The 26,271-nt window shown below is 38.3% G+C and carries 23 protein-coding genes; 18 read left to right on the top strand and 5 right to left on the bottom strand.

Translation table 11 applies throughout. From position 1 onward, the window contains the following. From ACFQ3N_RS15300 to ACFQ3N_RS15290, 3 genes are read left to right on the top strand one after another with little or no spacing between them, the layout of a single operon-like run. Complete coding sequence (locus ACFQ3N_RS15300) at nucleotides 1–843, top strand: sugar ABC transporter permease (RefSeq protein WP_390363410.1); 843 nt, start codon at nucleotides 1–3, stop codon at nucleotides 841–843. Nucleotides 844–900: 57 nt separating this feature from the next. Next, nucleotides 901–3,255 (top strand): glycoside hydrolase family 31 protein, encoded by a 2,355-nt coding sequence (locus ACFQ3N_RS15295; protein ID WP_390363409.1) that lies wholly within the window; start codon nucleotides 901–903, stop codon nucleotides 3,253–3,255. A gap of 24 nt (nucleotides 3,256–3,279) precedes the next feature. Then, nucleotides 3,280–4,305, top strand: coding sequence for a LacI family DNA-binding transcriptional regulator (locus ACFQ3N_RS15290; protein WP_390363408.1), 1,026 nt, complete (start codon nucleotides 3,280–3,282; stop codon nucleotides 4,303–4,305). A 295-nt stretch (nucleotides 4,306–4,600) separates the two neighbouring features. On the opposite strand, the gene ACFQ3N_RS15285 is transcribed toward ACFQ3N_RS15290, so the two are convergent. Further along, a complete protein-coding gene (locus ACFQ3N_RS15285; RefSeq protein WP_390363407.1) occupies nucleotides 4,601–5,593 on the bottom strand; it encodes a C39 family peptidase in 993 nt (330 codons plus the stop codon). Nucleotides 5,594–5,821: 228 nt separating this feature from the next. Between ACFQ3N_RS15285 and ACFQ3N_RS15280 the strand changes: the two genes are divergently transcribed. Next, on the top strand, nucleotides 5,822–6,274 hold the full coding sequence (locus ACFQ3N_RS15280; RefSeq protein WP_390363406.1) for a flavodoxin: 453 nt from the start codon (nucleotides 5,822–5,824) through the stop codon (nucleotides 6,272–6,274). Between the two features lie 41 nt (nucleotides 6,275–6,315). Here ACFQ3N_RS15280 and ACFQ3N_RS15275 read toward each other — a convergent pair whose 3' ends face one another. Then, entirely contained in the window at nucleotides 6,316–6,831 is a 516-nt protein-coding gene (locus ACFQ3N_RS15275; RefSeq protein ID WP_390363405.1) for a hypothetical protein, read from the bottom strand. 236 nt (nucleotides 6,832–7,067) lie between these two features. On the opposite strand from ACFQ3N_RS15275, the gene ACFQ3N_RS15270 reads away from it, so the two are divergent. From ACFQ3N_RS15270 to ACFQ3N_RS15205, 14 genes are all read left to right on the top strand, one after another. Beyond that, a complete protein-coding gene (locus ACFQ3N_RS15270; protein ID WP_390363404.1) occupies nucleotides 7,068–7,913 on the top strand; it encodes a MurR/RpiR family transcriptional regulator in 846 nt (281 codons plus the stop codon). Nucleotides 7,914–7,933: 20 nt separating this feature from the next. Next, nucleotides 7,934–8,989 carry a serine hydrolase domain-containing protein gene (locus ACFQ3N_RS15265; protein WP_390363461.1) on the top strand — a complete coding sequence of 352 codons (1,056 nt, stop codon included), beginning with the start codon at nucleotides 7,934–7,936 and terminating at the stop codon, nucleotides 8,987–8,989. A gap of 13 nt (nucleotides 8,990–9,002) precedes the next feature. Beyond that, complete coding sequence (locus ACFQ3N_RS15260; protein ID WP_390363403.1) at nucleotides 9,003–10,562, top strand: ABC transporter substrate-binding protein; 1,560 nt, start codon at nucleotides 9,003–9,005, stop codon at nucleotides 10,560–10,562. 59 nt (nucleotides 10,563–10,621) lie between these two features. Then, nucleotides 10,622–11,566 carry an ABC transporter permease gene (locus tag ACFQ3N_RS15255; RefSeq protein ID WP_390363402.1) on the top strand — a complete coding sequence of 315 codons (945 nt, stop codon included), beginning with the start codon at nucleotides 10,622–10,624 and terminating at the stop codon, nucleotides 11,564–11,566. A gap of 34 nt (nucleotides 11,567–11,600) precedes the next feature. Next, nucleotides 11,601–12,428: an ABC transporter permease gene (locus tag ACFQ3N_RS15250; RefSeq protein WP_390363401.1), complete on the top strand. Its 828-nt coding sequence runs from the start codon at nucleotides 11,601–11,603 to the stop codon at nucleotides 12,426–12,428. A 21-nt stretch (nucleotides 12,429–12,449) separates the two neighbouring features. Continuing rightward, on the top strand, nucleotides 12,450–13,658 hold the full coding sequence (locus ACFQ3N_RS15245; protein ID WP_390363400.1) for an anhydro-N-acetylmuramic acid kinase: 1,209 nt from the start codon (nucleotides 12,450–12,452) through the stop codon (nucleotides 13,656–13,658). Beyond that, a complete protein-coding gene (locus ACFQ3N_RS15240; RefSeq protein WP_390363399.1) occupies nucleotides 13,655–14,641 on the top strand; it encodes an ABC transporter ATP-binding protein in 987 nt (328 codons plus the stop codon). The genes ACFQ3N_RS15245 and ACFQ3N_RS15240 overlap by 4 nt, the downstream gene beginning before the upstream one ends. After that, on the top strand, nucleotides 14,638–15,621 hold the full coding sequence (locus ACFQ3N_RS15235) for an ABC transporter ATP-binding protein (protein ID WP_390363398.1): 984 nt from the start codon (nucleotides 14,638–14,640) through the stop codon (nucleotides 15,619–15,621). The genes ACFQ3N_RS15240 and ACFQ3N_RS15235 overlap by 4 nt, the downstream gene beginning before the upstream one ends. Before the next feature lie 14 nt (nucleotides 15,622–15,635). After that, nucleotides 15,636–16,601 carry an N-acetylglucosamine kinase gene (locus tag ACFQ3N_RS15230; protein ID WP_390363397.1) on the top strand — a complete coding sequence of 322 codons (966 nt, stop codon included), beginning with the start codon at nucleotides 15,636–15,638 and terminating at the stop codon, nucleotides 16,599–16,601. A gap of 12 nt (nucleotides 16,602–16,613) precedes the next feature. Continuing rightward, nucleotides 16,614–17,504 (top strand): MurR/RpiR family transcriptional regulator, encoded by an 891-nt coding sequence (locus tag ACFQ3N_RS15225; protein ID WP_390363396.1) that lies wholly within the window; start codon nucleotides 16,614–16,616, stop codon nucleotides 17,502–17,504. 229 nt (nucleotides 17,505–17,733) lie between these two features. Next, on the top strand, nucleotides 17,734–18,645 hold the full coding sequence (gene murQ / locus ACFQ3N_RS15220; RefSeq protein ID WP_390363395.1) for an N-acetylmuramic acid 6-phosphate etherase: 912 nt from the start codon (nucleotides 17,734–17,736) through the stop codon (nucleotides 18,643–18,645). A 157-nt stretch (nucleotides 18,646–18,802) separates the two neighbouring features. Beyond that, entirely contained in the window at nucleotides 18,803–20,188 is a 1,386-nt protein-coding gene (locus tag ACFQ3N_RS15215) for an ABC transporter substrate-binding protein (protein WP_390363394.1), read from the top strand. 94 nt (nucleotides 20,189–20,282) lie between these two features. After that, nucleotides 20,283–21,176 carry a carbohydrate ABC transporter permease gene (locus ACFQ3N_RS15210; protein ID WP_390363393.1) on the top strand — a complete coding sequence of 298 codons (894 nt, stop codon included), beginning with the start codon at nucleotides 20,283–20,285 and terminating at the stop codon, nucleotides 21,174–21,176. Nucleotides 21,177–21,200: 24 nt separating this feature from the next. Next, nucleotides 21,201–22,043 carry a carbohydrate ABC transporter permease gene (locus ACFQ3N_RS15205; RefSeq protein ID WP_390363392.1) on the top strand — a complete coding sequence of 281 codons (843 nt, stop codon included), beginning with the start codon at nucleotides 21,201–21,203 and terminating at the stop codon, nucleotides 22,041–22,043. 194 nt (nucleotides 22,044–22,237) lie between these two features. On the opposite strand, the gene ACFQ3N_RS15200 is transcribed toward ACFQ3N_RS15205, so the two are convergent. The 3 genes from ACFQ3N_RS15200 to ACFQ3N_RS15190 all read right to left on the bottom strand — a co-directional run bounded on the left by ACFQ3N_RS15200 (nucleotide 22,238) and on the right by ACFQ3N_RS15190 (nucleotide 26,252). Further along, complete coding sequence (locus ACFQ3N_RS15200) at nucleotides 22,238–23,506, bottom strand: exo-beta-N-acetylmuramidase NamZ family protein (RefSeq protein WP_390363391.1); 1,269 nt, start codon at nucleotides 23,504–23,506, stop codon at nucleotides 22,238–22,240. A 27-nt stretch (nucleotides 23,507–23,533) separates the two neighbouring features. After that, complete coding sequence (locus ACFQ3N_RS15195) at nucleotides 23,534–25,621, bottom strand: glycoside hydrolase family 3 protein (RefSeq protein WP_390363390.1); 2,088 nt, start codon at nucleotides 25,619–25,621, stop codon at nucleotides 23,534–23,536. Nucleotides 25,622–25,904: 283 nt separating this feature from the next. Next, the gene (locus tag ACFQ3N_RS15190; RefSeq protein WP_390363389.1) at nucleotides 25,905–26,252 is read right to left on the bottom strand and encodes a hypothetical protein; all 348 of its coding nucleotides are present in this window, start codon (nucleotides 26,250–26,252) and stop codon (nucleotides 25,905–25,907) included. Nucleotides 26,253–26,271 lie beyond the last annotated feature (19 nt).

Here is a 26,271-nt window from a genome sequence, read left to right as displayed (position 1 = left end):
ATGAATACAAAAAGACATAAAATTGTTCGTTTAACTCTATCTTATTTTGTGATTATAACGATGATAGCTATTATTCTATATCCAGTTCTATGGATTGTTGGTTCATCATTTAATCCTGGAAATAGTTTGTCAGGGTCATCTATGTTTCCAAAAGAAGCTACTTTAAAACATTATAAAGAGTTATTTGATTTGCAAAGTAGTGACTATTTAATATGGTACTGGAACACATTAAAAATTTGTATAGTAACGATGGCTCTATCCGTAACGCTTGTTAGTTTTACTGCTTACTCATTTTCAAGATATCGTTTTGTAGGTAGAAAAAATGGATTAATGACCTTTTTAATTTTACAAATGATACCTAACTTTGCTGCATTAATAGCAATCTATGTATTAGCTGCACTCACTAATTTGCTAGATACACATTTAGCTTTGATTTTAGTGTACACTGGCGGTGCTATTCCGATGAACACCTATTTAATGAAGGGATATTTAGATACAATTCCTAGAGAGTTGGATGAATCGGCACGTATGGATGGAGCAGGACATTTGCGTATTTTCTGGCAAGTCATTATGCCACTTGCAAAGCCAATTATCGCTGTAGTTGCGTTATTTACCTTTATTACGCCATTTACGGATTTTATCCTAGCTAGAATTTTACTTCGCTCAGAAGAAAACTACACACTGGCTGTAGGACTCTATCAAATAGTTGCTAAGCAATTTGGAAACGAATTCACTTTATTTGCAGCGGGATCTGTATTGATTGCTATTCCGATTTCGATTTTATTTTTAGCATTGCAAAGGTATTTCGTGACAGGTCTGACTGCTGGCGGAATAAAAGGATGATTTTAATTATAAATTATACGTTTAACATATGAACAAGTTAAAACAGGAGGCACACCAATGCATGAAGATACTAGCTTTGCCATTCATCCCGGAAAAGTACAGCAAACTAATGCGAGTAGTTTCCGAGATATTGGTAACTTAATTACTCATAAAAAAAATGAAAGTACCTACTATTTTCAATGTGATAACTGCGAAGTTGCTATGAGTTTTTATACAGAGTCCATTGTTCGTATTGTGATGAATCATGAATCAAAACCAAGATTACAAGATTCAAAGGCTGTTATAGCAACACCTAAAACTGTAAGCTTAACGGAACATGCGACATCTGAACAGCTTTCATTTAAAACTAGTAAGCTAGAGGTTTACGTAAACAAGCAGCCATTTCGCATCACGATTAATGATCAAAATGGAAATGTACTATTACATGAAGGTGACAGGGGAATGGCCTTTAATGAAAAAGGGGAAGTGATTTCATATAAAGCAATGTGTGAGACCGATCACTTTTACGGGTTTGGTGAAAAATCCGGTTTTCTGGATAAGCGTGGTGAAAAATATGAAATGTGGAATTCAGACGTTTACGCACCACATAACCCGGAAACTGATCCTCTTTATGAATCTATTCCTTATTTTATGACATTACGTGAAGGACGCGCGCATGGGGTATTCTTTGATAATACGTTTCGAACTGTATTCGATATGAAATCAGAAGAAGATGGTTATGCGTTTAGTGCAGAAGGTGGTCAGCTTGACTACTATGTACTGGGAGGTCCAGATCCAAAATCTGTTTTAGAGCAATACACGTATATCACTGGAAGAATGCCACTCCCACCGAAATGGTCGTTAGGGTATCACCAATCACGTTACAGCTATGAATCAGAAGCAGAAGTACGTGAACTTGCTCAAAATTTTGTGGAACGTGAAATTCCTGTGGATGTGATTCACTTGGATATACATTACATGAATGGATATCGTGTATTTACGTTTGATAAGGAAAAATTTCCAAATCCTGAAAAAATGATAGCAGATTTACGTGATATGGGTATTCGAATTGTGCCGATAGTTGACCCAGGTGTGAAGAGGGATCCTGAGTACTCTATTTATCAGGAGGGTATTCGACAGGATCAGTTTTGTAAATATATCGAAGGAGATGTTTACTTCGGCGACGTTTGGCCTGGGGAGAGCGGTTTCCCGGATTTTACCGATGAAAAGGTACGTAAGTGGTGGGCTGACAAACACACTTTTTATACAGATATTGGAATTGAAGGTATTTGGAATGATATGAATGAACCAGCAGTATTTAATGAAACAAAGACGATGGATGTGGAAGTTATCCATCAAAATGATGGGAACCCCAAAACCCATCGTGAACTTCACAATGTTTACGGATTACTGATGGGACAATCCACTTATGATGGCATGAAAGAACAACTTCACGGAAAACGTCCATTTCTGTTAACACGTGCTGGGTATGCGGGAATCCAGCGTTACGCTTCTGTATGGACTGGCGATAACCGTAGCTTTTGGGAGCATTTAGCCATGTCGTTACCAATGTGTATGAATCTGGGGCTTTCTGGTGTTGCTTTCACCGGTCCTGATGTCGGTGGTTTTGCTCATGACACAAGTGCTGAATTGCTTGTACGTTGGACACAGGTAGGTGCGTTCACGCCATATTTCAGAAACCACTCAGCGATGGGAACGTTATACCAGGAGCCATGGCAATTTGGTGAAAAAAATGAAGCGATTATAAAAAAATATATAAACATGCGCTACGAATGGATGCCTCAGCTATATTCATTGTTTTATCAGGCTAGTGTGAAAGGACTCCCGGTGATGCGTCCATTGTTAATGGAATTCCCGGAAGATGTGAAGACGTATAATTTACATGATCAATTTATGATTGGTGATAATGTTATTATAGCGCCAATATTAGCACCTTGTATTACCAATCGTGCTGTCTATTTACCAGCTGGTGAATGGGTGGACATTGTAACTGAAAAAGTATATGAAGGTAACCATACGCATCTTGTTCATGCTGCATTAGACCAATTACCGATTTTTGTGAAAAAAGGAACGGCAATTGTGCGAGGTAATACGTTATCATCAAATGCAGATAAAACACCAAAACGTATGAACATGGATATATATGCAAGTTTAAAGGATGAGATATATCGCTTTACCTTTTATGATGACGATGGAGAAACTTTTGCATATGAAAATGGTACGTTTATCAAGCTGGATATAGAAATAGCTTCCACTCCAGATGCTATCAAGGTAACAGTAGTTGACCAAAATGGTAAGTTTGTGCCAACATATGAGCAGATAAATGTAAGAATTCTTGGTTTACATGAAAATCAACGTGTTATAATTAATGGAGAAGTAAGTCGTGAAGAACCTGTTATTTTATTAAAGTAGCAAAAAAAGTAGAGGGTGAAGAGAATGGTAACTATTAAAGACGTAGCAAAGGCAACAGGTGTGTCGCCCTCCACTGTATCCAGAGTTATTGCAGATAATCCAAGGATCAGTTTAGATACGAAGAAAAAAGTGCGTAAGGCAATGAAAACACTGGGTTATCATCCCAATATCAATGCCAGAAATTTAGCTGTGAAATCAACTAAATCAATCGGCGTAATTATGCCCTCCTCAGCGAACAAAGCATTGCAAAACCCTTTCTTTCCTGAAATTTTGCGCGGAATTGGGTCAGTTATCCATGATGTGCAATATTCGATGTCATTGTCTACCGGAGAAACAGAGGAAGAGATTTTTGAAGAAGTTCAACGAATGGTTTACGGGAGTTATGTTGATGGTGTTATTCTGTTGTATTCTCGTGTGAATGATAGAGTTACCAGTTTTTTGAGAGAAAGAGACTTTCCTTTTGTTGTAGTCGGTAAACCGTATGATGATATTAATGAGGTTACACATGTAGATAACGACAATTATAAAGCTGGACAAGAAATAACAAAGCACTTAATCGAACTTGGTCATAAAAAAATTGCTTTTATTGGTGGATCAAAGGATTTGTTCGTTACAATGGATCGTGAAGCAGGTTATGAAGCGGTATTAAATGAAGCGGGCTTGGAGAACTGTGAGGATTATAAAGTTCATACAGAGTTTTTAAAGTCGGGTGGACGAGAAGCGGTGGAGCGATTGCTTTTTCTGGATACACCTCCAACAGGAATGGTTGTGAGTGATGACCTTATGAGTCTTGGTGTACTGAGTACGTTAGAGGAATTAGGTTATTCCGTACCAAAAGATATCTCACTTGTCAGTTTTAATAACGTTTATCTATCCGAAATTACACGCCCGGCATTAACAACTGTGGATGTTCAAATTCATACACTTGGTGCTCAATCAGCTAAAGCATTAATCGAGAAAACACAGAATAAATCAGAACCTGCCAAGCGGATTATCATTCCGCATAAAATTGTTTATAGAGATTCAGTCAGTAGAAGAGGAACCTTGTAAAAAGGGTTCTTCTTTTGATTTAAGTAGTACAAAATACTTCGACATCGAAACATCGCACGCAGAAAAAGCGAACTTCTTTTTCAAGGACGTGCTAGTGCTGATGATGCCACAGGATAAGGAGAGCGCCAATGAAAAACATTGCACGCAGAAAAAACGTTTTTCTTTTTAACACTGGCGACTGTGTTCACAAGTTGATTCCGCGGTTTTGCCCGGTTATTCCGCGTTTCTTATAGTTATTCCGCGATTTTTTCAGTTATTCCACATTAATGTACTGGAATTCCGCGGTTTCGTGCATTTATTCCGCGTTTAGGTCTGTTTGCTTTGGAATTTGCTCCTGTTTCACACTGTTTAATTCATTTGTTAAGAGATATTGTACATATTCCATCACTAATCCAAAAGTATGCAGGGGCTCTAATAGCAATCCTTTTATGGAAGTATTTTCTTCCGCGAAATTGGATAATTCCTCGATCAGATGGTTGCTTTTTACTTCTTGTTTAAGAATTACTTGACCCTGAGTACCAATTGAGTTACTCAGGGTAGTGACGACTTTATCCTCATTTTTTATCGGAATTGCGTCAAGTTCATTGTTCTGATCAGTAATCATTGTGGGGATTGACCTATTTACATCTAACGTGACAGCGCGTTTTCCCATGGAAGCCCAATTATATTCAAATAATTCCCGGTCGTAATATTCTTCTCCACCTGTGTATGGGTCATTTACAATGATATCTTCTTCATTTATCCCTGTTATGACAACTGCATGTTCGTAGCGGTTCCATTCAATTTGGTTCCCTTCATCATCAGTCCATGTCTTGCTATGGAAAGTTCTTTTTTGTTCAATCGTAGTCCAGGCCATAACTGGTTTTCCAGATCGAACTATGTCTAGTAGAGGCTCAAAATCCTGACCTGTTAGATTGATTCCTTTGTCAGGCAGAAATGTATCTATTGTTTGTAAGATTGGTTCTTCAAATACACCAAAAGTACCTTCCTCATCAGAATACGGATCTCCAACAAATTCCTCGTGTGGATTGGCACCGACCCACTCTCCATCTACTAAACTAACTTTATCACCTTTAGGTAATTGGTTCACTACATCATATTTATCTACCGGTAATCCGGCCCAACCTAAGAGCATAGCTAGTGATGTTGACTCACAACCAGCTGGCAATTCAGGAAATTGATTATATACAGGTACGCCTTCAATTTTTAGTCCCAAAGCATGTGCTTCCATGCTTCCAATAAAGAAAACTAGGAGACAAGCAATTATTATATATAATTTTTTTCTCATAATTTTCTACACCCCAATGTATGTAGCGTTTCTTCTTTGTTCATCTATATGATAGTTTATGAGAAAAGATGTTTATTTGCGTCTATTTGTCATATGAATGCTGTGAATTGCATAGGTCACATTTCATACACAATTTGTAATCTTTATTCGCCTTATTAATTGAAAACCATTCTCAATATCCGGTACAATTATAGTAAGAAATGTTGTTGTCATCGGAGGAATAATGCTATGAGTAAGATATTAATGCTTTATGCAAGTACAACAGGAAACACGGAATTGATGGCTGAAGCTATGGTGGATTATCTTGAACAGGAACAACATGAAGTCGTAACGAAAACGTTTGATTTTGACCCAATAGATGTAGAAGAACTGTTAGAGTATGATGGTATCTTGGTTGGCACGTATTCATGGGATGATGGTGCAATTCCGTATGAAGTAGAAGACTTCTATGACGAAGTAGAGGATGTAACTATAACAGGGAAGCCAATTGGCGTATTTGGTTCTGCGGATTCATTTTACGATACGTATGGTGGAGCAATTGATCTGATGGGGAAAAGACTGGAAGAATTAGGTGCTAAGGTAATTCCAACTAGGTTAAAGGTGGACCTTGAGCCAGATGCAAAGGATGTTGTCCAATGTCAGGCATTTGCTGCGATGTTGACTAAAATGATAGACGAGTAACATAAACGAAGGCTGTGCTTACTGCACAGCCTTCGTTTATGCTATTCTTGAATTTTTAATACTGATAGGGTAACGACGGTTTCATTTTCTGCTTCAACAAGTGCATAAATAGTAATGGCCTCTTCAGCATTTTTCATCGTTAATGAAAAAATTTCTTCGCTTTTCATTTCAGATTGGCTCTCATAGCCATTTTCATCCATAAAATTAATATAGAGTTCTTCCACACCTTGTAAATCTGATTTTTCCATACTATATACAACCGTTGTACCTTCCCCTTCATTTTCTTTATAAGTTGTTGAACTTATTAATTGATGATCGTCAGGGAACGGGATGTAAGATGGGAAGTCCTCAGGAAGTTCCATAGATTGATCAATCGAGAATTCTTCTCCGTCGTTATTTTCAGCTGAAAACGTAAATCCTTCTTCCTCATTACCACCAACTGATATACTTTCACCATCTTCACCAAATGGGATAGAAATACCGTCGTCAAAACATCCGCTTAATAAGAACATCGTTAAAGATAAGGGTATAATTAGTAATATTTTTCTTTTATACATCGTTCACCCTCCAACTAATTTTTCAGGTAATATTTCGTTCTATTAAAAGTTTACGTTGTGGACGAGCTACTTGGAAAGTATACTTGAGGATAGTTTTTTTAAAACTGTTACAACTTAGGAAAATGACTAAATTACCATTGACAGACAAAAGTAATTAACTTAAAATGTAGCTTAACTACATAAATAATATGTTTTTTAGAAGTAAAACTTCCTTAAAAACGAAAAGGATGAAACCAATGTATAATGGGATGGAACGGATTCGACAGGGGATTTCCTCGTTAAGACCTTCTGAACAGAAAGTTGCTCAGTATATTGTGAATAACCCAAAGGATATATTGGATATGCCTATTGCCTTACTTGCAAAGAATACAATTACCAGTGAGGCTACCATCATTCGCATGTGTCGATCATTACATATTAAAGGGTTTAGAGAACTGAAATTGAGTATTTCCGCATCCATCAATCAGGATGTTATGGGCACGGATCGATATGAGGATATTTCTGCTGATGCAGATTTATCACAAATTATTAATTTTGTTTCACACAATAATTTTCGCTCCATCAAAAGTACGTTGTCTTTGATTGATGAGGAGACTATTGGCGAATCTATAAGTCTATTAGATAATGCCCGCAAAATCATTGTAATAGGAGTAGGGGCATCGGCAATAGTTGCGTTAGATTTTGAACAGAAATGTAAGCGGATTAATAAATGGTGTGAAGCGTTGACCGATAGTCATACACAACTTACATCAGCTGTACATTTAACTCCAAAAGATGTGGTCATTGCGATCTCTTATTCAGGGGAAACGAAAGAGATTATTGATACCGTTAAAATAGCAAAGCAAAATCAGGCTAGTATTATATCGTTGACTGGATACGGAACAAACACCGTCCAAAACCTTTCGACGATAAATTTGTACGCTTCACCACTGGAAAAGAGTATAAGAAGTGGAGCTACTGCATCTAGAATTGCTCAATTAAATATAATAGATATCCTGTTTACAGGACTTGCTTCTTTAAACTTTGAACTATCGGTAGATTTATTAGATAAGACAAGGGAAGCAATTCAGAGCAGGGATTAATAATGGAGTGATACATAGTGATGTTTAACAATATCGATTCTATTTTTAAAAAATATATGTCAGAGGATTTCTTTACAGGAGGAGTTTGTTCTATTTCGGTTAATGGTAAAAACGTATTTCACCGGGCTTATGGGGTATCAAATATAAACGATAAAAATCCCTGTGAACAAGAAACCGTTTTTGATCTTGCAAGTTTAACAAAACTAGTGACCTCTACGATTATTTTAAAAATGAATAATGAAAACGTTTTATCATTGTCTTCAAGGCTGGAAGACTGCCTGCCGCAAACGAAACGAAATAAATTATTAGCACCAATTACCATTAAGCAGCTTTTAACCCATAGTAGTGGTTTGAAAGCATGGCATTCTTTTTACTCCCATATACCTGGAGATACCGTGTTTAACATACTGAACCATATAGAAATTACTCACAATAAAGGGAATGAAGTAGTTTATAGTGACTTGAATTTCATTCTACTAGGTGAAGTTATCAAGCATCGTTATCATGACAGTTTACAAGGGGTAGTTCAAAAGCAATTAGTAGAACCACTTGGTTTAAAGACGCTTACTTATAATCCGAGTGATCAGGAAAATATTGCAGCAACCGAATTTGGAAATAGAATTGAGAAAAAAATGTGCAGGGAACGAAATTTTTATTTTACCAACTGGAGAGATGAAGAAGTTCCGATGATTGGTGAAGTAAATGATGGCAATGCGTATTACTTTTTTGGTGGAGAATCTGGTCATGCTGGAATCTTTTCTAACGTAAAAGATATTGTAGCGTTAGGTGAATTGTACGTGAAAGGGGGAGTCCATAACGGAAAAGAACTAATTTCTAAAGAATTAATAGAAGAGTCTTTGACAGTACAAGTAGGCAAGAGGGGATTAGGCTGGGAAGTATCAGATATTTACCCAGAAGGATTTGGTCATACAGGATTTACTGGAACAGCATTATGGGTTGAGCCAAAGCGAAAACTAACTGTAGGATTATTAACCAATCGTTTAAACGTTGCCGCTCCAAAAAATGTTAACCCATTTAGAAAAGAAGTTTTTAATGATATTTTAAAGGATATATAAAGGGGGAGTTATTATGTTTAAAAAGAAGTTTTTATTTATTCTAATACTGATTATTGCTGTTATAGCAACTGCATGCTCAGATGATAGTGAAACATCAGGTGATAACGATAGTAATAGCGATAATGATAGTGAATCAAATGTAGAGCAAGTACTTAAGATTGCAAATGATCAGGAACCAGCAGGATTGGACCCACACACTACACCTGCACATTCATCTGTTAGAGTTTACTCTAAAGTATATGAAGGGCTAGTAACGTTTGATGAGAATATGGAAGTTGTCGGACAATTAGCTGAAGACTGGGAGCAGCCAGACGATTCAACCTATATTTTTAACCTAGTGGAAGGTGTTACGTTCCACAATGGGGAAGAAATGACTGCTGAAGATGTGCTATATAGCTTTGAACGTATATTAGATGAAGCAACTGCATCACATATCGCTTCTTATTTTTCAGATGTAACCAATATAGAAGTAATGGGTGACTATCAAATTAAATTTGAATTAGAGGAACCTAATGCGACATTTTTAACGAATTTAACAAACTCAAGTGCAGCTATTGTATCTCAACAAGTTGTGGAAGAAAATGGTGACCTGCAACAGGTAGCTGTAGGAACAGGACCATTTGTTTTTGAAGAATGGGTACCAGATAATAGTGTAACACTGTCAAAATATGAAGATTACTATGTAGAAGATGTCCCGAAACTTGACCGAGTAGAATATTACACCATGAAGGAAGAATCATCCAGATTATCGGCGATTCGTACTGGTGAAATAGATATGACAACCTTAACTGCCAAGTCTTCCGAATTACTAGATGGTGAAGAAGAAATAAACATTATGGATTATCAATCACTAGAATATAGTTACGTCGGTTTTAATACAGACAAAGAACCATTTAATGACGAAAGGGTTAGACAGGCACTAAGTATGGCAACAGATCGCGAGAGTATTGTAGATATCGTTTGGGATGGTGACGCACTTGTCTCTGGCCCGATCGCTCCTGCTATGGGTGACTGGTCTATCGATGTAGAACAAGAAGCAATATACCAACGCAATATAGATGAAGCGAAACAACTGCTTGCTGATGCTGGTTATCCTGATGGATTTTCTACTGTTATCACGACAGCATCAACCTACGCTGACATGGTAGATACAGCTCAACTCCTGCAGCAACAATGGAAAGAAATTGGTGTGGAAGCAGAAATTGAACAAATCGAGTGGGGCGACTATATTGATACATGGTCAAATACGTCTGCTGATATTTTAATAGGAAGAAATGGCTCCGGTACAGATCCGGATCGTGCCATGAATTATTTCTTTAACACGGAAGGTTCAGCGAATGTTTGGAATTTCTCAAATGAAAATTATGATGAAATGGTTGCTAAAGGAAAACGTACTATTGACCAAGCAGAACGAAAACAAGTGTATGTAGAAGCACAAGAGGAATTGCTTCAGTTATCACCTAACCTATTCTTAGTTTCTCCTAAGAACTATGTAGCGGTAAGAGATGGTGTAGAAGGCTTCACGCCATATGCCCATAATGGTGAAGATATAGATAACGTTTATAAAAAATAATAATGGAAGTGCTGCTTTTTAGCAGCACTCTTCTATTCTCTTATTAAGGGTGAATAACGATGTTTACATATATTATGAGAAGAATTTTGATGTTATTTCCAGTGCTGTTCGGAGTATCTGTATTTATTTTTGTCGTCATGCGTGTCGTCCCTGGTGATGTGGCGCAGACCATTTTAGGAACAGATGCAACACCTGCAGCATTGGAACAACTTCGAAATAGGTTTGGATTAAATTTACCGCTGCATGAACAGTATTTTAATTGGATCGGTGGAGTTCTGACCGGTGACTTTGGTGAATCGATGCGAACCGGAAAAGAAGTTTTGCCAGATATTCTAAATCGTTTTAAATTAACATTTGAATTAACAATGCTATCGGCGTTTATTTCATGGATTATAGCAATACCTTTAGGGATTGTAGCTGCCATGAAACGTAATAGTAAAACCGATTTTGGTGTACGTATTATCTCGCTTTTAGGTGTCTCAGTACCAAACTTTGCTCTAGCAACGGTGCTTATTTTAGTTTTGGCATTAGCATTCTCCTATAGTACGCCTGTTGGTTATGTTGGTTTTTTTGAAAATCCAGTACGAAATTTGGAGATTATGATTATCCCAGCGATCGTGTTAGGTACATCGATGGCGGGTGCTGTCATGCGGATGACGCGTTCATCAATTTTAGAAATTTTACGACAAGACTTTATTCGTACGATACGGGCTAAAGGGGCAAAAGAGAGAATAGTTATTTTCCAGCACGCTCTTAAAAATGCGATGATTCCGATCCTTACCATTATTGGGTTACAAATAGGAACACTCCTTGGCGGAACGGTAATTATTGAACAAATATTCTCATTACCTGGCCTAGGACAACTCGTGCTAACTGCTATAACACAACGTGATTTTATGGTGGTACAAGGAGCAGTCCTGTTTATAGCGTTCGTATTCGTCATGATAAATTTACTAGTTGATATTCTTTATTCTTATTTAGATCCAAGAATAAGTTACAAATAAGTTGCGAGATAAAGAATATAGAAAGAGTGATCCAATGAGAAAGTTTCTGAAACGATTAATACATGATAAAGTAGGGTTAATAGGATCTGTTGGTGTGCTATTGGTTGTTATTATTGGTCTGTTAGCACCAATTATTGCCCCATTTAGTCCGGAGCAAATGTTTACAGAACATACGATGGAAGGTCCAAGTGGACAATTTATTTTTGGGACAGATGAGTTTGGTCGTGATATATTTTCAAGAATTATTTATGGTACTCAAGTTTCGTTGCAGGTTGGGTTAATTGCAGTTGGCATAGGCGCAACATGCGGTCTCATTTTTGGCTTAATTGCTGGTTATTTTCAAGGTAAAGCCGATCAAATTATTATGCGGATTATGGATGTGTTCTTTGCATTTCCTGATATCCTGTTAGCATTAACGATTGTTGCTGTACTTGGACCAAGCTTAACCAATACGATGGTCGCAATTGGAATCGTATTTACTCCAGTGTTCACAAGGATTGTGCGCGGAACGGTTATTAGTGTTAAAGAGAACGAATATATTACGAATGCTGTAGCGATTGGTGTTTCACCGATCAACATTATTTTAAAACATATTACCCCTAATATTATGGCGCCATTTATCGTACAAATTACATTAGGACTCTCAGGTGCTATCTTAACGGAAGCAGCTCTAAGTTTCTTAGGACTTGGTGTTCAGCCACCAGACCCATCTTGGGGTGTGATGCTAAATTCAAGTCGTGCCTATATGGAATTTGCACCTTGGACGATTTTGTTCCCAGCCGGGGCTATTGTGTTTACGATATTCTGTTTTAATTTATTTGGTGATAGTTTACGAGATTTATTAGATCCAAAACTAAAGTAAGATATTATGGAGGTGAATAAGATGACGAAAACAGTGGGTATAGGATTAATGTCTGGTACGTCGCTTGATGGAATAGATGCGGTACTTGTTGAAATAGATGGAATGGATGAAAATGTAGTCGTTAGAATGATCGATTCGATTACCAGAAGCTATTCTAAAGAAATAAGAGAAGAATTATTACAATTATGCGATCCATCTAGTGCCAATTTACAAAAGATATGTTCTGCCAATATGTTTCTAGGAAAAGAATTCGGTAGTGTTGTTAATGAACTTCTGGAAAAAGCAAACCTAGTAAAAGAGGATGTTCATTTCATTAGCTCACATGGACAAACGATTTATCACCAGCCGTTTAACGGGGAAAATCAAGTTGATGTAGCAAGTACGTTACAAATAGGGGATCTATCAACCCTGTCAGAATCTACTGGCATAGCGGTTGTTGGTGATTTCCGTACGGCAGATATGGCTGCAGGTGGCCAAGGTGCACCACTCGTTTCCTTTGTTGATTATTTGTTATTTAATAATCCTAACAGTTCTCGTGCCATCCAAAATATTGGTGGGATTGGAAATGTTACCTATGTACCGAAGAACAGTCCTAGTGATGTAACGCAATCGTTTGATACAGGACCTGGTAACATGGTGATCGATGAAATTGTTTTCCGAGTAACAGACGGGGAACGTCATTATGACAAGGACGGGGAAATGGCTTATCAGGGCCAGATCCATCAAGATTTGTTAACCAAACTAATCAGTCATGAATACTTCCAGATTGAACCACCAAAAACAACAGGTCGGGAGCTATTTGGGAAACAATTTGTGGATGACATTTTTAACGAATATAATCAGTTATCACCAGTTGACTTAGTTGCGACGGTGACGGAATGGACAGCGGTCTCAATCGCACATAGCTATAAACAATTCTTAGTGGATAAAGGCTATGAAATTAATGAAGTAATCGTAGGTGGTGGGGGTAGTTATAATCCATTTCTAATCGAACGATTAAAGCATCATCTACCTGAGATGACTATATATACACATGAACACTTTCATATATCAAGTGATTTAAAAGAAGCTATGGCGTTTGCGGTATTAGGGTATCAATGTATTTTAGGCAAGTATAACCAAATCCCTTCAGCAACAGGTGCACAAAAGCAAGTAATTATGGGGAAAATTGCGTATACACAACCTGATGCCCTCAAACGGATAGATGACTTGAGGAGCGTTTTACAATGACTACACTATTAGATATTAACGACCTATCAATTGATGTGGAAATCGATAAACAAACATTTAACGTTGTAAATAATTTAAATTTATCCATTAAAAAGAAACAAAAATATGGGATTGTTGGGGAATCAGGTAGTGGTAAAAGTTTAACATCTCTATCGATTTTAAGCTTGTTACCTGATGTATTACGGGTAAGTAATGGAAACATTGTACTTGATAAGACCACCGATTTAACGAAGCTATCCAAAAAAGAGATGTTGAACATTCGTGGTAATGAAATTTCCATGATTTTTCAGGAGCCGATGACAGCATTGGATCCATTATTTACAATTGAGCACCAAATCTCAGAGGTACTGCGCTTCCACGGGAGATATACCAAGAAACAAATGCAGGAAATGATCATTGATATTCTTGATAAAGTTGGATTTGCTCAACCAAAGAAATTGCTGAAGAGCTATCCGCATCAGCTTTCTGGTGGGATGCGTCAACGGGTCATGATTGCCATGGCATTAATATGCAAACCGAAACTATTAATTGCTGATGAACCAACAACTGCATTAGATGTGACCATTCAAGCGCAAATCCTTGATTTAATGAATGGGTTAACAGAGGATTATGATACATCTATTCTGTTAATCACACACGATCTTGGCGTAATAGCGGAGACTTGTGAACGGGTTGCGGTTATGTATGCTGGAACGTTAGTAGAAGAAACGACGGTTAAAGAATTGTTTAGAAATCCGACACATCCATACTCAGTAGGTTTACTGGATTCTGTTCGATCATTAGGTGATAAGTCACAGAAATTGTACTCTATACCAGGTAATGTTCCTACACCGACAGAGTTAAATGAATCAGGGTGTCGCTTTGCTTCTAGATGTCCACATGTTATGGATATATGTCTGGCTCATGATCCGCCACTATTTCCGATTGATGAAGATCATACAAGTAAATGCTGGTTGTATAAAGATGGAGGGGAGAAAGAATGAGCACAGATCATGTCTTATTAAAGGTTAACAATTTAAAAAAGCACTTCCCTCAAAAATCAGGTATTTTTAAAAAAACAAAGAACTATGTTCGTGCTGTAGATGGAATTAGTTTCGAGATTAAAGAAGAAGAAACGTTCTCACTTGTTGGTGAGAGTGGGTGTGGTAAATCCACTACTGGCCGTTCCATTTTACGATTACATGAGCCTACATCTGGAGAAATTCTATATGATGGGCAGGATATTCTGGAATTTTCAAAAGGGGATTTCCGAAAACTTCGTAAGGATTTACAGATGATTTTCCAGGATCCATACAGCTCGTTAAATCCTCGGATGACAGTGAAGAAATTATTGATGGAGCCACTGCTCACACATCATGTCTGTACGAAAGAGGAAGCAGAAAGTCGGATCTTGGATATTGCCCAAAAGGTAGGACTGTCAAAAGAGCAGATCAATCGTCATCCTCATGAATTTAGTGGAGGGCAACGGCAACGAATTGGTATTGCCAGGGCACTAATTTTAAATCCAAAGGTTGTTATTTTGGATGAAGCAGTATCGGCGTTGGATGTTTCGATACAAGCACAAATCCTCAATCTACTCATTGATCTTCAAAAGGATTTAAAGCTCACGTATCTTTTCATTTCACATGACTTAAATGTAGTGAGACATGTTAGTGATCGTGTAGGTGTTATGTACCTCGGGCAAATGATGGAAATGGCTCCAACAGATGAGCTGTACAGTAACCCATTGCATCCCTACACAGAATCCCTGCTCTCAGCGATCCCTTCGAGTGATCCGTTTAAGAAGAAAGAGCGCATTATTTTACAAGGGGATGTACCGGACCCAGCAAATCCGCCGTCGGGATGTCCGTTTAGATTAAGATGTCCACATGCGCATGAACGTTGTGTGGTCGAAAATCCTAAGTATCAAGAAGTAAAAGATGATCACTGGGTGGCATGTCATTTGTATGATAACAACGAGTAAGGGATGGTAAAAATATGGGCTACGTAATGGGTATTGATGGTGGAGGGACGAAAACGATTGCGATGATTGCAGACATGGATGGGAATGTTGTGGCAGTTGCCAAAGCAGGGGCTACTAATCCAAATGTATTGTCTCGGCAAGCTATTAAGCAAACGTTTCATAACATGCTGGATGATTTAAAAAAACAGGCATCATCATCATTTGAACGTGTAGACACACTCTTTGCAGGCATATCAGGGGCAGGAAGTGAACGATCACAACAAAATTTAAAAAAGATACTAAAGGAGGTAGCGCCACATATACCAGCTATTGGTGTTGAACCTGATACGATTAATGCATTATATTCAGGGACATATGGTGAACCAGGGATCGTTCAAATAGCAGGAACCGGATCGATTACGTATGGTATTAATAGTCAAGATGTCCATGAACGTGTTGGAGGCTGGGGATACCTGTTTGGTGATGAAGGAAGTGGCTATGACATTGGAAGACGTGGTGTCATTGCTGCACTAAAGGCCTATGACGGACGTGGTGCGGATACGATGTTACTAAACATGATGTACCAATATTTTGATGTAACTAATCCCCGTGATTTAATTGAGACTATTTATGCCAAAGAGACACCTAAAAATGAAATATCACCACTTTCCAAAATTGTATTGGAAGCATATCAGCAGCATGATGCGGTAGCGAAGGATCTATTAATCGACGTGGTCGATGAACTAAGCAATAGTATTAAGACGTTGTATAAAAAATTGTTTGCTGACCAAGAAGGTGTAACAGTAGTATTATGCGGTGGTATTTTTAGTGAAAAAGAAATTTTACCTTCTTTAATTATTAATAAATTACAACAGTGTGATACGATAAAGATAGTTTTACCAAAAATGTCTCCTGTTGGGGGAGCATTAATTGGAGCATATATGATGCGAAATCGTGTTCCAAGTCAAACAGTAATCGATCATATCGTTAAATCAATGTAGAAGGTGATAATGGTGTCTCATGTTAAAGGTGGACTTGTAATTTTAAAAGAAATGTTTAATAGCTTGCCACCATCGGAGAAAAAAATAGCAACGTATATATTGAATAATCCAGAGGAATCCATATTATTAACCGCATTAACGTTAGCCGAAAAGAGTCAAACGAGCAGTGCTGCGGTGATTCGTTTATGTAAATCACTTGGGTTTAATGGTTTTCAAGAGCTGAAAATCCGTGTGGCGGGTGATTTACAGGCAAAAGTTGTTAAAGGTTACCGGGATATTGAACCAAATGAAGAATATAGAAACATCATTGATAAGGTAACGTCTAACACCATTCAAACACTTAAAGAAACCGTAGACATTATGAGTGAAGAGAGTTTGAAGGAAGCTGTTAACAAGCTTGGGAAGGCTAAATCAATCGTGTTTATCGGATTTGGGGCATCCTATATTGCAGCAAAGGATGCAGAACAGAAGTTTATTCGGATTGACAAAAATGCACAGTCTTTTTCAGATGTGCACATGGCAGCAACAGCCATTGCCAATAAAGGCCCAGAAGATGTTGTTGTGGGGGTTACTTTTTCAGGAAATACAAAGGAAGTTGTCAATTTATTAGAACTGGCCAAACAAAAAGACTCAACGACAATTAGTATTACTAAATACGGACGATCAGCTGTTACGCCTTTTTCTGATATACAACTACATACCTCAGCAGCAAGGGAGGCGACGTTTAGAAGCGGGGCAACGTCATCCAGGATTGCACAACTCCATGTAATTGATATTCTGTTGATGTGTTTAGCATCTGAGGAGTATGAGGATACGATTAAGCATTTAGACGAAACAAGAGAAGCCGTGTCATTTTTAAGAGATGGTGTAAAAGAGAAGAAGCGCTATATCCTTAAAAAATGATCGATAGCGATTCATAATCGGCTAGGTTTGTACAAATTGAAATTTTATTACTACTTTTTAACGATTCATTGACAAAATAGTTCAGTATGACTATAATGAAGCTAACTACATGAAAGCGCTTTTACATACAAATGAGGTTGATATGTCGCTTTCATTAGCGATTACTACTAATCTATCGAATCTGTTAAAAAGAAATACGACATTGTAAGGTTAGGAGATTAACATGCTAATGGAATTATCGAATTTAGTTACAGAGCAGAGAAACGAAAATAGTATGAATATGGATCAAATGTCAACGATAGAAATTTTAAAAACGATTAATGACGAGGATCAAAAAGTAGCAAAAGCAGTGGAGGCAGTGTTGCCTCAAGTGGATACTGCGATAGAGCATATTTACAAAGCCTTGGCGAAGGGTGGCCGACTCTTTTACGTTGGAGCTGGAACAAGCGGTCGACTAGGCGTAATAGATGCTTCTGAATGTCCACCAACATTTATGACACCACCAGATATGGTGCAAACCGTAATGGCGGGTGGAAATGGTGCATTCTTTAATGCTGCAGAAGGATCTGAGGATGATGAGGCACAAGGTGAAGTAGATTTAAAAGCTAGAAACTTCACAAAAGACGATGTCGTAATCGGAATAACAGCAAGTGGCAGAACACCTTATCCGATTGGTGCACTAAAATATGCTCGAGAAATGGGAGCGTATACCGTGTCATTATCTTGTAACGAAAATTCATTGATTAGCAGTTTTGCAGACTGTGAGATAGAGGTAATAGTCGGTCCGGAAGTGTTAACAGGATCAACCCGTATGAAAGCAGCTACATCACATAAAATGATTCTTAATATGATCAGCACGACAACGATGATCAAATTAGGCAAAGTACATGAAAATCTTATGGTCGATGTACATGCAAGCAATTATAAATTAATGGAACGTGCAAAGCGAACTATTATGGAGATCACAAATGCAGCGTATGAGGAAGCAGAACGAGTGCTTCATATAACTGGAAATGAAGTAAAACCGGCCATTGTTATGATTGAAGCCGGAGCTACATTAGAAGAAGCCAAACATGCTATCGCCGAAAGTAAAGGTTATGTGCGAGAAGCAATTGATTATGTAGTGGATAGGAAAATATAAAACATTCTTATCTAGGTGCAACTTAGGCTTTCTGCGATAAGCCAGGTTTTCTAAAGGTAATCATATTTTCAGAAACCCCATTAATAGTTAATAGGTTACATGAACTATTAATGCGTTTCATATATATTAATTAAAAAACAAAAAGGGGGCAAATAGGTTGAAAAATTTACTTAAAGGTCGTTTATTCTTTCTTATGGTAGCGATTTTAATGCTTGCATTAGTCGTAGCTTGTTCATCAGATGATGCTGATTCAGATGATGGTGCAACAGATGATGACAGTGGTACCGAGGATACATCATCAGATGATGATGGAAGTAGTGAAGGAGATGGAGGAATTTCAGGAGATCTTGAAATTCAATACTTCGTAGGTGGTTATGGTGATTCTTGGTGGAAAGAAGTTATTGCTGATTTTCAAGCAGAATATCCAGATGTAAATATTATTGAACATGCTGGTCCGAACATTAATGATGAAATGCGTACGCGTTGGGTATCTGAGGATCCACCTGATGTTGTATACATTGATGGTGCTGGATCAAGTGAAACTCAAATGGTAGAAGATGGACAGTTAATGAATCTATCAGAATGGGTTGAAGGTGTTGAACTGGAAAATGGTGATAAATTAGTAGATAGCTTCATCGTTGAACCAGGTAAGTTTGATGGCGAAATTTACTCACTACCACTTGTTTTTGATACATGGGGAACTTGGTATAACAAAAATCTAGTAGGGGAAAACGGCAGCTATGACGTTCCGACTGATTTTGAAAGCTTTATGAGCTCTATGCAGGAAATTAAAGATGGAGAAGGAATTGATCCGTTTGTAACAACTGGTCAACACCCATATTACTTCCTACGTGGAATGCTTTACCCCGCATTTGGTGCAGCTGGTGGCGATGAGTTACTTGCTGATTTGATTACTGGTCAAGAAGGTGCATGGACTAGTGATGTAGTACTTGAAATTATGCAACGTGTAGAAAGAATGCAGACAGAAGGTATGATTGATTCTGGTGTTGGTGCATTAAACCATACCCAATCACAAATGAATTTCCTACTTGGTAACAATGCATTTATTCCAGTAGGGTTCTGGTTACCAAATGAAATGGCAAATGATACTCCTGAAGACTTCGAATTTGGGTTTATTCCATCTCCTATGCAAGGTGAAGGAGAGCCATATGCGGTTGTTCCAGATTTACGTCCATTAGCAATTGCTGAACAGGCTGAGAATCCTGAAGCAGCAAAAGCATTTGTAGAGTTTGCTTTCACAAGAGAATATGCAATGTCATTCTCTGAGCATACTGGAGCAATTATGAATATCACTGGTGTGGATCTAACTGAAAATGAAAACGTTCCTGGTTATTTAATCGATGCAAACGCAATGATCAATGATCCAGAACAAGTTCAAATTTATGAAAAACCACATCCAATGAGTTCTGATTTGGAAACACCTATCAGTAACTCACTAATATCCTTAATGCTTGGTAATATTACAGCAGAGGAATTTGTGGAAGAAGCGGAAGCAGCAGCAGCTGAATATCGCGGAGAATAAGTAAGTCATGTAAGTCGGTATGGAATGTAAAGGCAATTTACGCCGCCTTTATGTTCCATACTATTTATTTCACAAGTATAGAAAGAGTGATTGGATGGTACAGTCTAAAAAACAAAAATATATATTTCTAGCTTTTTGTTTGGTTCCGACCTTTATTATGTTTGCCATTTTTACCCTTTATCCATTGTTTAGTGGTTTGTACTATTCCTTTTTTGATTGGTCCGGGTCGTCACAGAATAAAGAGTTTGTTGGACTAAGCAACTACATAAAATTGATTAATGATTCCATCATCCCCGATACCATTGTCCATGATTACTTCCTTGTTGCAACAAAGGTTATTGGTATTATGATTCTAGCCATGTTTTTTGCTGTTGCTTTGACACAATTAAAGATTAAAGAGGCTCCATTTTACCGCATTGTATTTTTCTTCCCAAATATTATGTCCGTTGTGGTTATCGGGATTTTGTGGACGTTTATCTACAATCCGAGCCTAGGGCTAGTTAACTCAGGGCTTGAATTTATTGGTTTGGAGAGCTTGACTAGACCATGGTTAGGTGATGAAACCTGGGCACTACCTAGTCTTGTTTTACCATCTATCTGGGCTGGTATTGGTTTATTCATGCTTATGTTAATGGGTGGTATTGCAAATGTCTCAAAAAGCTATTATGAAGCAGCCGAAATTGATGGCGCAAATGAGTGGCAGCAATTTTGGAAGGTGACATTACCGCTTGTGTGGCCGCAAATAAAAATTTCCGTCCTTTATATTGTTATCACTACATTAAATGGTTCCTTTATCATTGTTCAAGTCATGACAGGGGGAGGACCAAATAACGCCACACATGTTATGGGGTCCTATCTCTATCAGCAAGCATTTGTACAATACAACTTTGGTTATGGAGCCACAATTGGTGTAATGATTTTAATTCTTTCATTAATAACCGTGTTGATCTTACAGTTATTTATGCGAAGAGACAAGGTTGAGTATTAATGAAAACAGGAGGAGGGAAATAACGTGAAACGTAGTGTAGGTGAGATATTAGGACGAACTGGAATACGAATTCCATTAGTCTTATGGTCAATCGCAGTGTTATATCCGATCTTTTGGATGTTCCTAGGTTCGTTTAAATCGAATGCCGAGATATATGCTAATCCCTGGGGTATTCCAGAATCATTCAGCTTTCAAAATTTCGTCAGTGCATGGTCGAATTATAATATTGATACAAGCGTTTTTAATAGTTTAATTGTTACAGTAGTAGGAGCGTTTCTAACGTTGGCACTAGCCATCCCAACTGCTTATGCAATTGAGCGATTAAAGTTCCGCGGCAGTAACTTTCTATTCACATTGTATGTATCTGCTATGATGATCCCAATGGTGTTAGGATGGATTCCATTATTCTTCCTATTAATGGATTTTGGACTCCTAGATAATATCTTTGGTTTGGCAATCGTATATGCAATCAGTCAGTTGCCGTTTACGATATTTGTGTTAACCAGTTTTATGAGCACCATTCCAAAGTCACTCGAGGAATCGGCAGCAATGGACGGCATGTCCCCATACGGAGTGTTACTAAAAATCATCACTCCATTAAGCATGTCGGGTATCATTACTGTAACGATTATGAATGCGATTCAGTTTTGGAATGAGTACTTTATGGCATTAATCTTTTTACAAAGCGAAGGGAACTACACCTTAGCCTTGGCAATTGATTTCATTAGTAGTGAAGCACAATATACCAATGCCTGGGGAACGCTGTTTGCCAGTCTAGTAATTGCGATCGTGCCTGTTATTATTCTGTATGCTATTTTCCAGCAAAGAATTTCAAAAGGTATGACAGAAGGTGCTATAAAGGGTTAAAAGCCAAAGTTTTGTGAGAAGTGGCCGAAGTTTCATACATACTGGCCAAAGTTTTCGGTAAACTGGCCAAAGATTAGTATGAAGAAGCCAAAGTTCACAACAATTTAGAATAGGGCAGGGTGCTCCGGCTGAGGAGCATCCTGTTTTTAATTCAAAAAGCGACAGCCACTATTCCAAGGCTGTCGCTTTTCCTATTAATATACTAAATAGTTTTCACGAACATTTTTAAACTCTTCCAGTTCGCCTCCCCATTCTTCTTTCATGCTTTCTACTGATTCGCCATTTTCAATTGCTTCCCGTATCCAGCCGTTACCGATTAGGTTATCAAAGAAGGATACGCCTGCGCTATTTTCAGCACGGAATGCGAAGTCTTCTGGGTACATATCATGAAGTGTCTTCACGATGTGTAGTCCAGTTTCCACAGGATGGAACGACTGTTTGTGATCAACATGAATCTGTACACCGTTACTTAATGTAGCGCTATGTTTTGAAAAGGACGGTGTAAAGGAAGCAGCTCTAAATGATACTCCTGGTAAATTTAGATCGTTTAACGCTGCTGCAAATTCAGTACTGTTTACATATGGTGCTCCAATTAATTCAAATGGTTTAGTTGTGCCGCGACCTTCTGAAAGGTTTGTTCCTTCTATTAATGCTGCACCTGGATAAACCATTGCTGTATCAAACGTTGGCATGTTAGGTGATGGCAATACAAATTCTAGAGGTGTGTCATCATAGTACATGTTGCGTTTCCAGCCATTCATTTCAACTACAGTCAAATCTGCACCGATATCAAATTCTTTATTAAATAACTTAGCCAACTCACCAACGGTCATACCGTGTCGAAGCGGAATCGGATAGTTGCCTACAAATGAGGCATAATCAGGATCAAGTACAGGACCTTCCACCTTAGCACCGCTTAACGGATTTGGACGGTCAAGTACCATGAACTCAATATCGTTTTCTTGTGCTGCTTCCATTGCATATGCCATGGTGTAAATATACGTGTAAAATCGTGTTCCAACGTCTTGGATATCAAATAAAAGTACATCTACATTCTCAAGCATTTCAGGTGTTGGCTTTCTAGTCTGTCCATATAAACTATAGACAGGCAATCCTGTTGTTTCATCAATATAATATTCTACGTAATCACCAGCCTGCGCATTACCACGGACACCATGTTCTGGGCCGTATAATGAAGTTAAATCAACATCTGGGTCATTGTGCAGGCGGTCAACAATACTGTTGAGTTCCTTATCCACACCAGTAGGATTTGTGATAAGGCCCACACGCTTGCCTTCAATTAAATCTTTTTGTTCATCCAGTAAAACTTCAACACCTAACTGGAATTGTTTATCTTTTCCTTTAGCTTTTCCGTTATTGTTGCTATTATCTGCGAAAGCGGCCACGGTTAGTGAACCAGCCACAAAAACGAGTGCTAGACATGCTAAAATTAGTTTTTTCATGATATATACGCTCCTTTTAAAATATATTTAGTAGGATAGACCATGATCATAATCAAATAATACACTTTCACCATCTGCACCTGGAATGGTTACTGGTAAAAGTCCTGATGGATTATTTTCACCAAATAGTGTTGCTGCTGTAGCGTCAAAGCTTGCTTCTCTAAATCCGTATTGAGCTAAATATCCATCAATTTCCGGAAATGCCATAATGTCGTACGGGTTACGGATCCCAACACCAATGACAGGCACATCCAATTCTTCAATCAGTTGATTGACCATCTGCATTTGTGGACTACTTTCTGATCGTCCGTTGACGTTGTACGTATACGTTCCAACAACAACTGCATTTGCATCCTCTAGTTCTGCCAATTGATCATCAGTCAATGGACCAGAAGCAGTTACAAGGTCTGTATTTTCGTGATAAGAACTTACAGATTCGTACAAGCTGCTGATAAAGGTGTTCCCAACGACTGCAAGTTTATCTTCATTCGTAAACTTGAAAGGAAGGGCATCCTTATTTTGTACGAGTGTAATCGATTGATTAGCAGCTTCTTGTTCTACCTGTTTATGTTCTTGGGCTCCAACTACTTCCTCAGCGTTAGCTACCATTTCATCTACGGAAGGTGGATTCTCAGATTTAATTACCCCGCGATTAATTTTTAATGTTAAAATTCGTTCCACTGATTCTTCAATGCGCTCTTCACTTATTTCTCCTGTTGCGACTGCATCACGTAAGCCATCAGCCACTTCTTCTAAACCTACAGGCATTAAAATGATGTCTGTACCTGCTTTAACAGAACGGATAACGGCATCGACAGATCCAAAATGATCGGTAATAGCGTTCATGTTTAACGCGTCGGTGATAATGACACCATCATAGCCCATTTCTTCACGCATTAACCCAGTAAGCACTTTATAGGATAGTGTTGCTGGTAAAGAAATTTCTGTGCCATCTTTTTTCGAAATAACTTTTGTATCATCTATCTTTGGAAACGTGACATGTGCTGTCATGATCGCATCAATTCCAGCGTCCATTGCTTGCTGGAACGGATAGAGCTCCACATCCATTAAGCGATCCTTATCATGTGGTACTTCTGGTAATCCAAGGTGGGAGTCAACTGCTGTATCCCCGTGACCAGGGAAATGTTTTGCAGTTGCTGCAACTCCAGTACTTTGTAGACCTTGTGTATAAGCAATCCCTAAATCTGCTACTAAATCAGGGGATTCTCCAAATGAGCGAACACCGATTACCGGGTTGTCCGGATTGTTATTGACATCCATAACAGGCGCCAGATTCATATTGATGCCAAGTGAGTTTAACTCCTGGCCAATTGCTTCACCGACATCATGTGTAATGTCAGTAGAGCGAGTAGCTCCAAGTGCCATGTTTCCTGGCATGTCTGTTCCTGATTGAAGACGTGTGACAATGCCACCTTCTTGGTCAATCGTCATCAGCAGTCCATATTTTTCAGCTGCCTCTTGATAGGCTGCTACTAATCTAGTAGTTTGCTCAGTTGTAACCACATTTTCACGGAATAATATAACACCGCCGAGATGATAATCATCGATCACCTGTTCTATTTCAGGTAGCATTTCTGTGACATTTTCACCATCCCAGTTTCTGAAATCTGGCATGAGCATTTGTCCAATTTTTTCATTTAACGTCATCCCATCTATGGCACTTTCAATAACGTTGTAACGCGCATCATCTTCTTTTACGGTGGCCGGATCTTCATGCGGCTTGTTGTGTACAGCGATACGGTCTGTAAAATTTCCGTTTGTAACACTGATAAATGAACGGCCATTTTGACCTGTAAAGGTAACAACACCATTTTCATCAACAGTAGCTACATTCTCATTGTTTGAGTCCCAAGTAAGATTTTCAGAGACGGTTTTAAAGTGTCCGTCATCATACACGTTTAGTGCATTTAAATTTACTTGGTTATCCTCTACTTCTGTATTAGCTTGTGGAATATTATCAAACAAGATAAGGTCATCCACATTCTCATCCTCCGCTGCCTCAGCCGTGTTACTAGAGAAGTTAAATGGACTGATGATTAAGCTTAAAATGGCTGCTAGAATAAATGGTGTTTTTATTTTGCGAATAGCTTTCATGTTTCTCCTCCTTATATATGTTTTTTAATAAGGCTGTTTTTGCTTTTTCAACTGCATAGTTGATAAAGAATGCGACGCAACTTACCGCTCTGGAAATACACTTCGCTCACCTTAGGGTGGCTGGTGAGCTTCTTCATGCTGACGCATTTTTAGAATCTCACCTATGCCTGTCCTGCGGGCACAGCACGTACCTGAAGAACCCCGCAGCGTAAAATCAACCTGCCAATTACGTCGCATTTTATATCTATTCTCTCAAAAGCAACAAACTTTATAAAAACAGCCTTTAATAATCACGTTTGATCCATTCATCACTGAACAAATCCAGTTGTTGTCCTTCTAGTTCAACATTTGTCACATACCAGCCACGACCATTTGTGTAGGCATCTGTGTCATAGCGGAAGCGGATATGTGTTGTGCTTGCTGGAATTTGTATTTCTTTTGAGTTCCAATCGACACTGCTACCTGTAAAGGGTTCTGTAACTGTATTCCAGTTTTCCCCGTCGCTGGAGACTTCGACGAATCCATAATCGTAGTTGGACTCAATTCGATGCCATGTATCAAAGGAAAGTGTTGTGTCTTTTTCAAAAGATAAGAAAGTATATAATTTTACCCCTACAATGGTGTCTTTCACTGTGGTATTTTAAATGTAT

Origin of the sequence: Virgibacillus byunsanensis (genome assembly GCF_042675965.1) — a bacterium.
Lineage (GTDB): Bacteria > Bacillota > Bacilli > Bacillales > Amphibacillaceae > Virgibacillus_R > Virgibacillus_R byunsanensis.
Note: the sequence above shows the minus strand (reverse complement) of the source record. Positions and strands in the feature narration are given on the sequence as shown.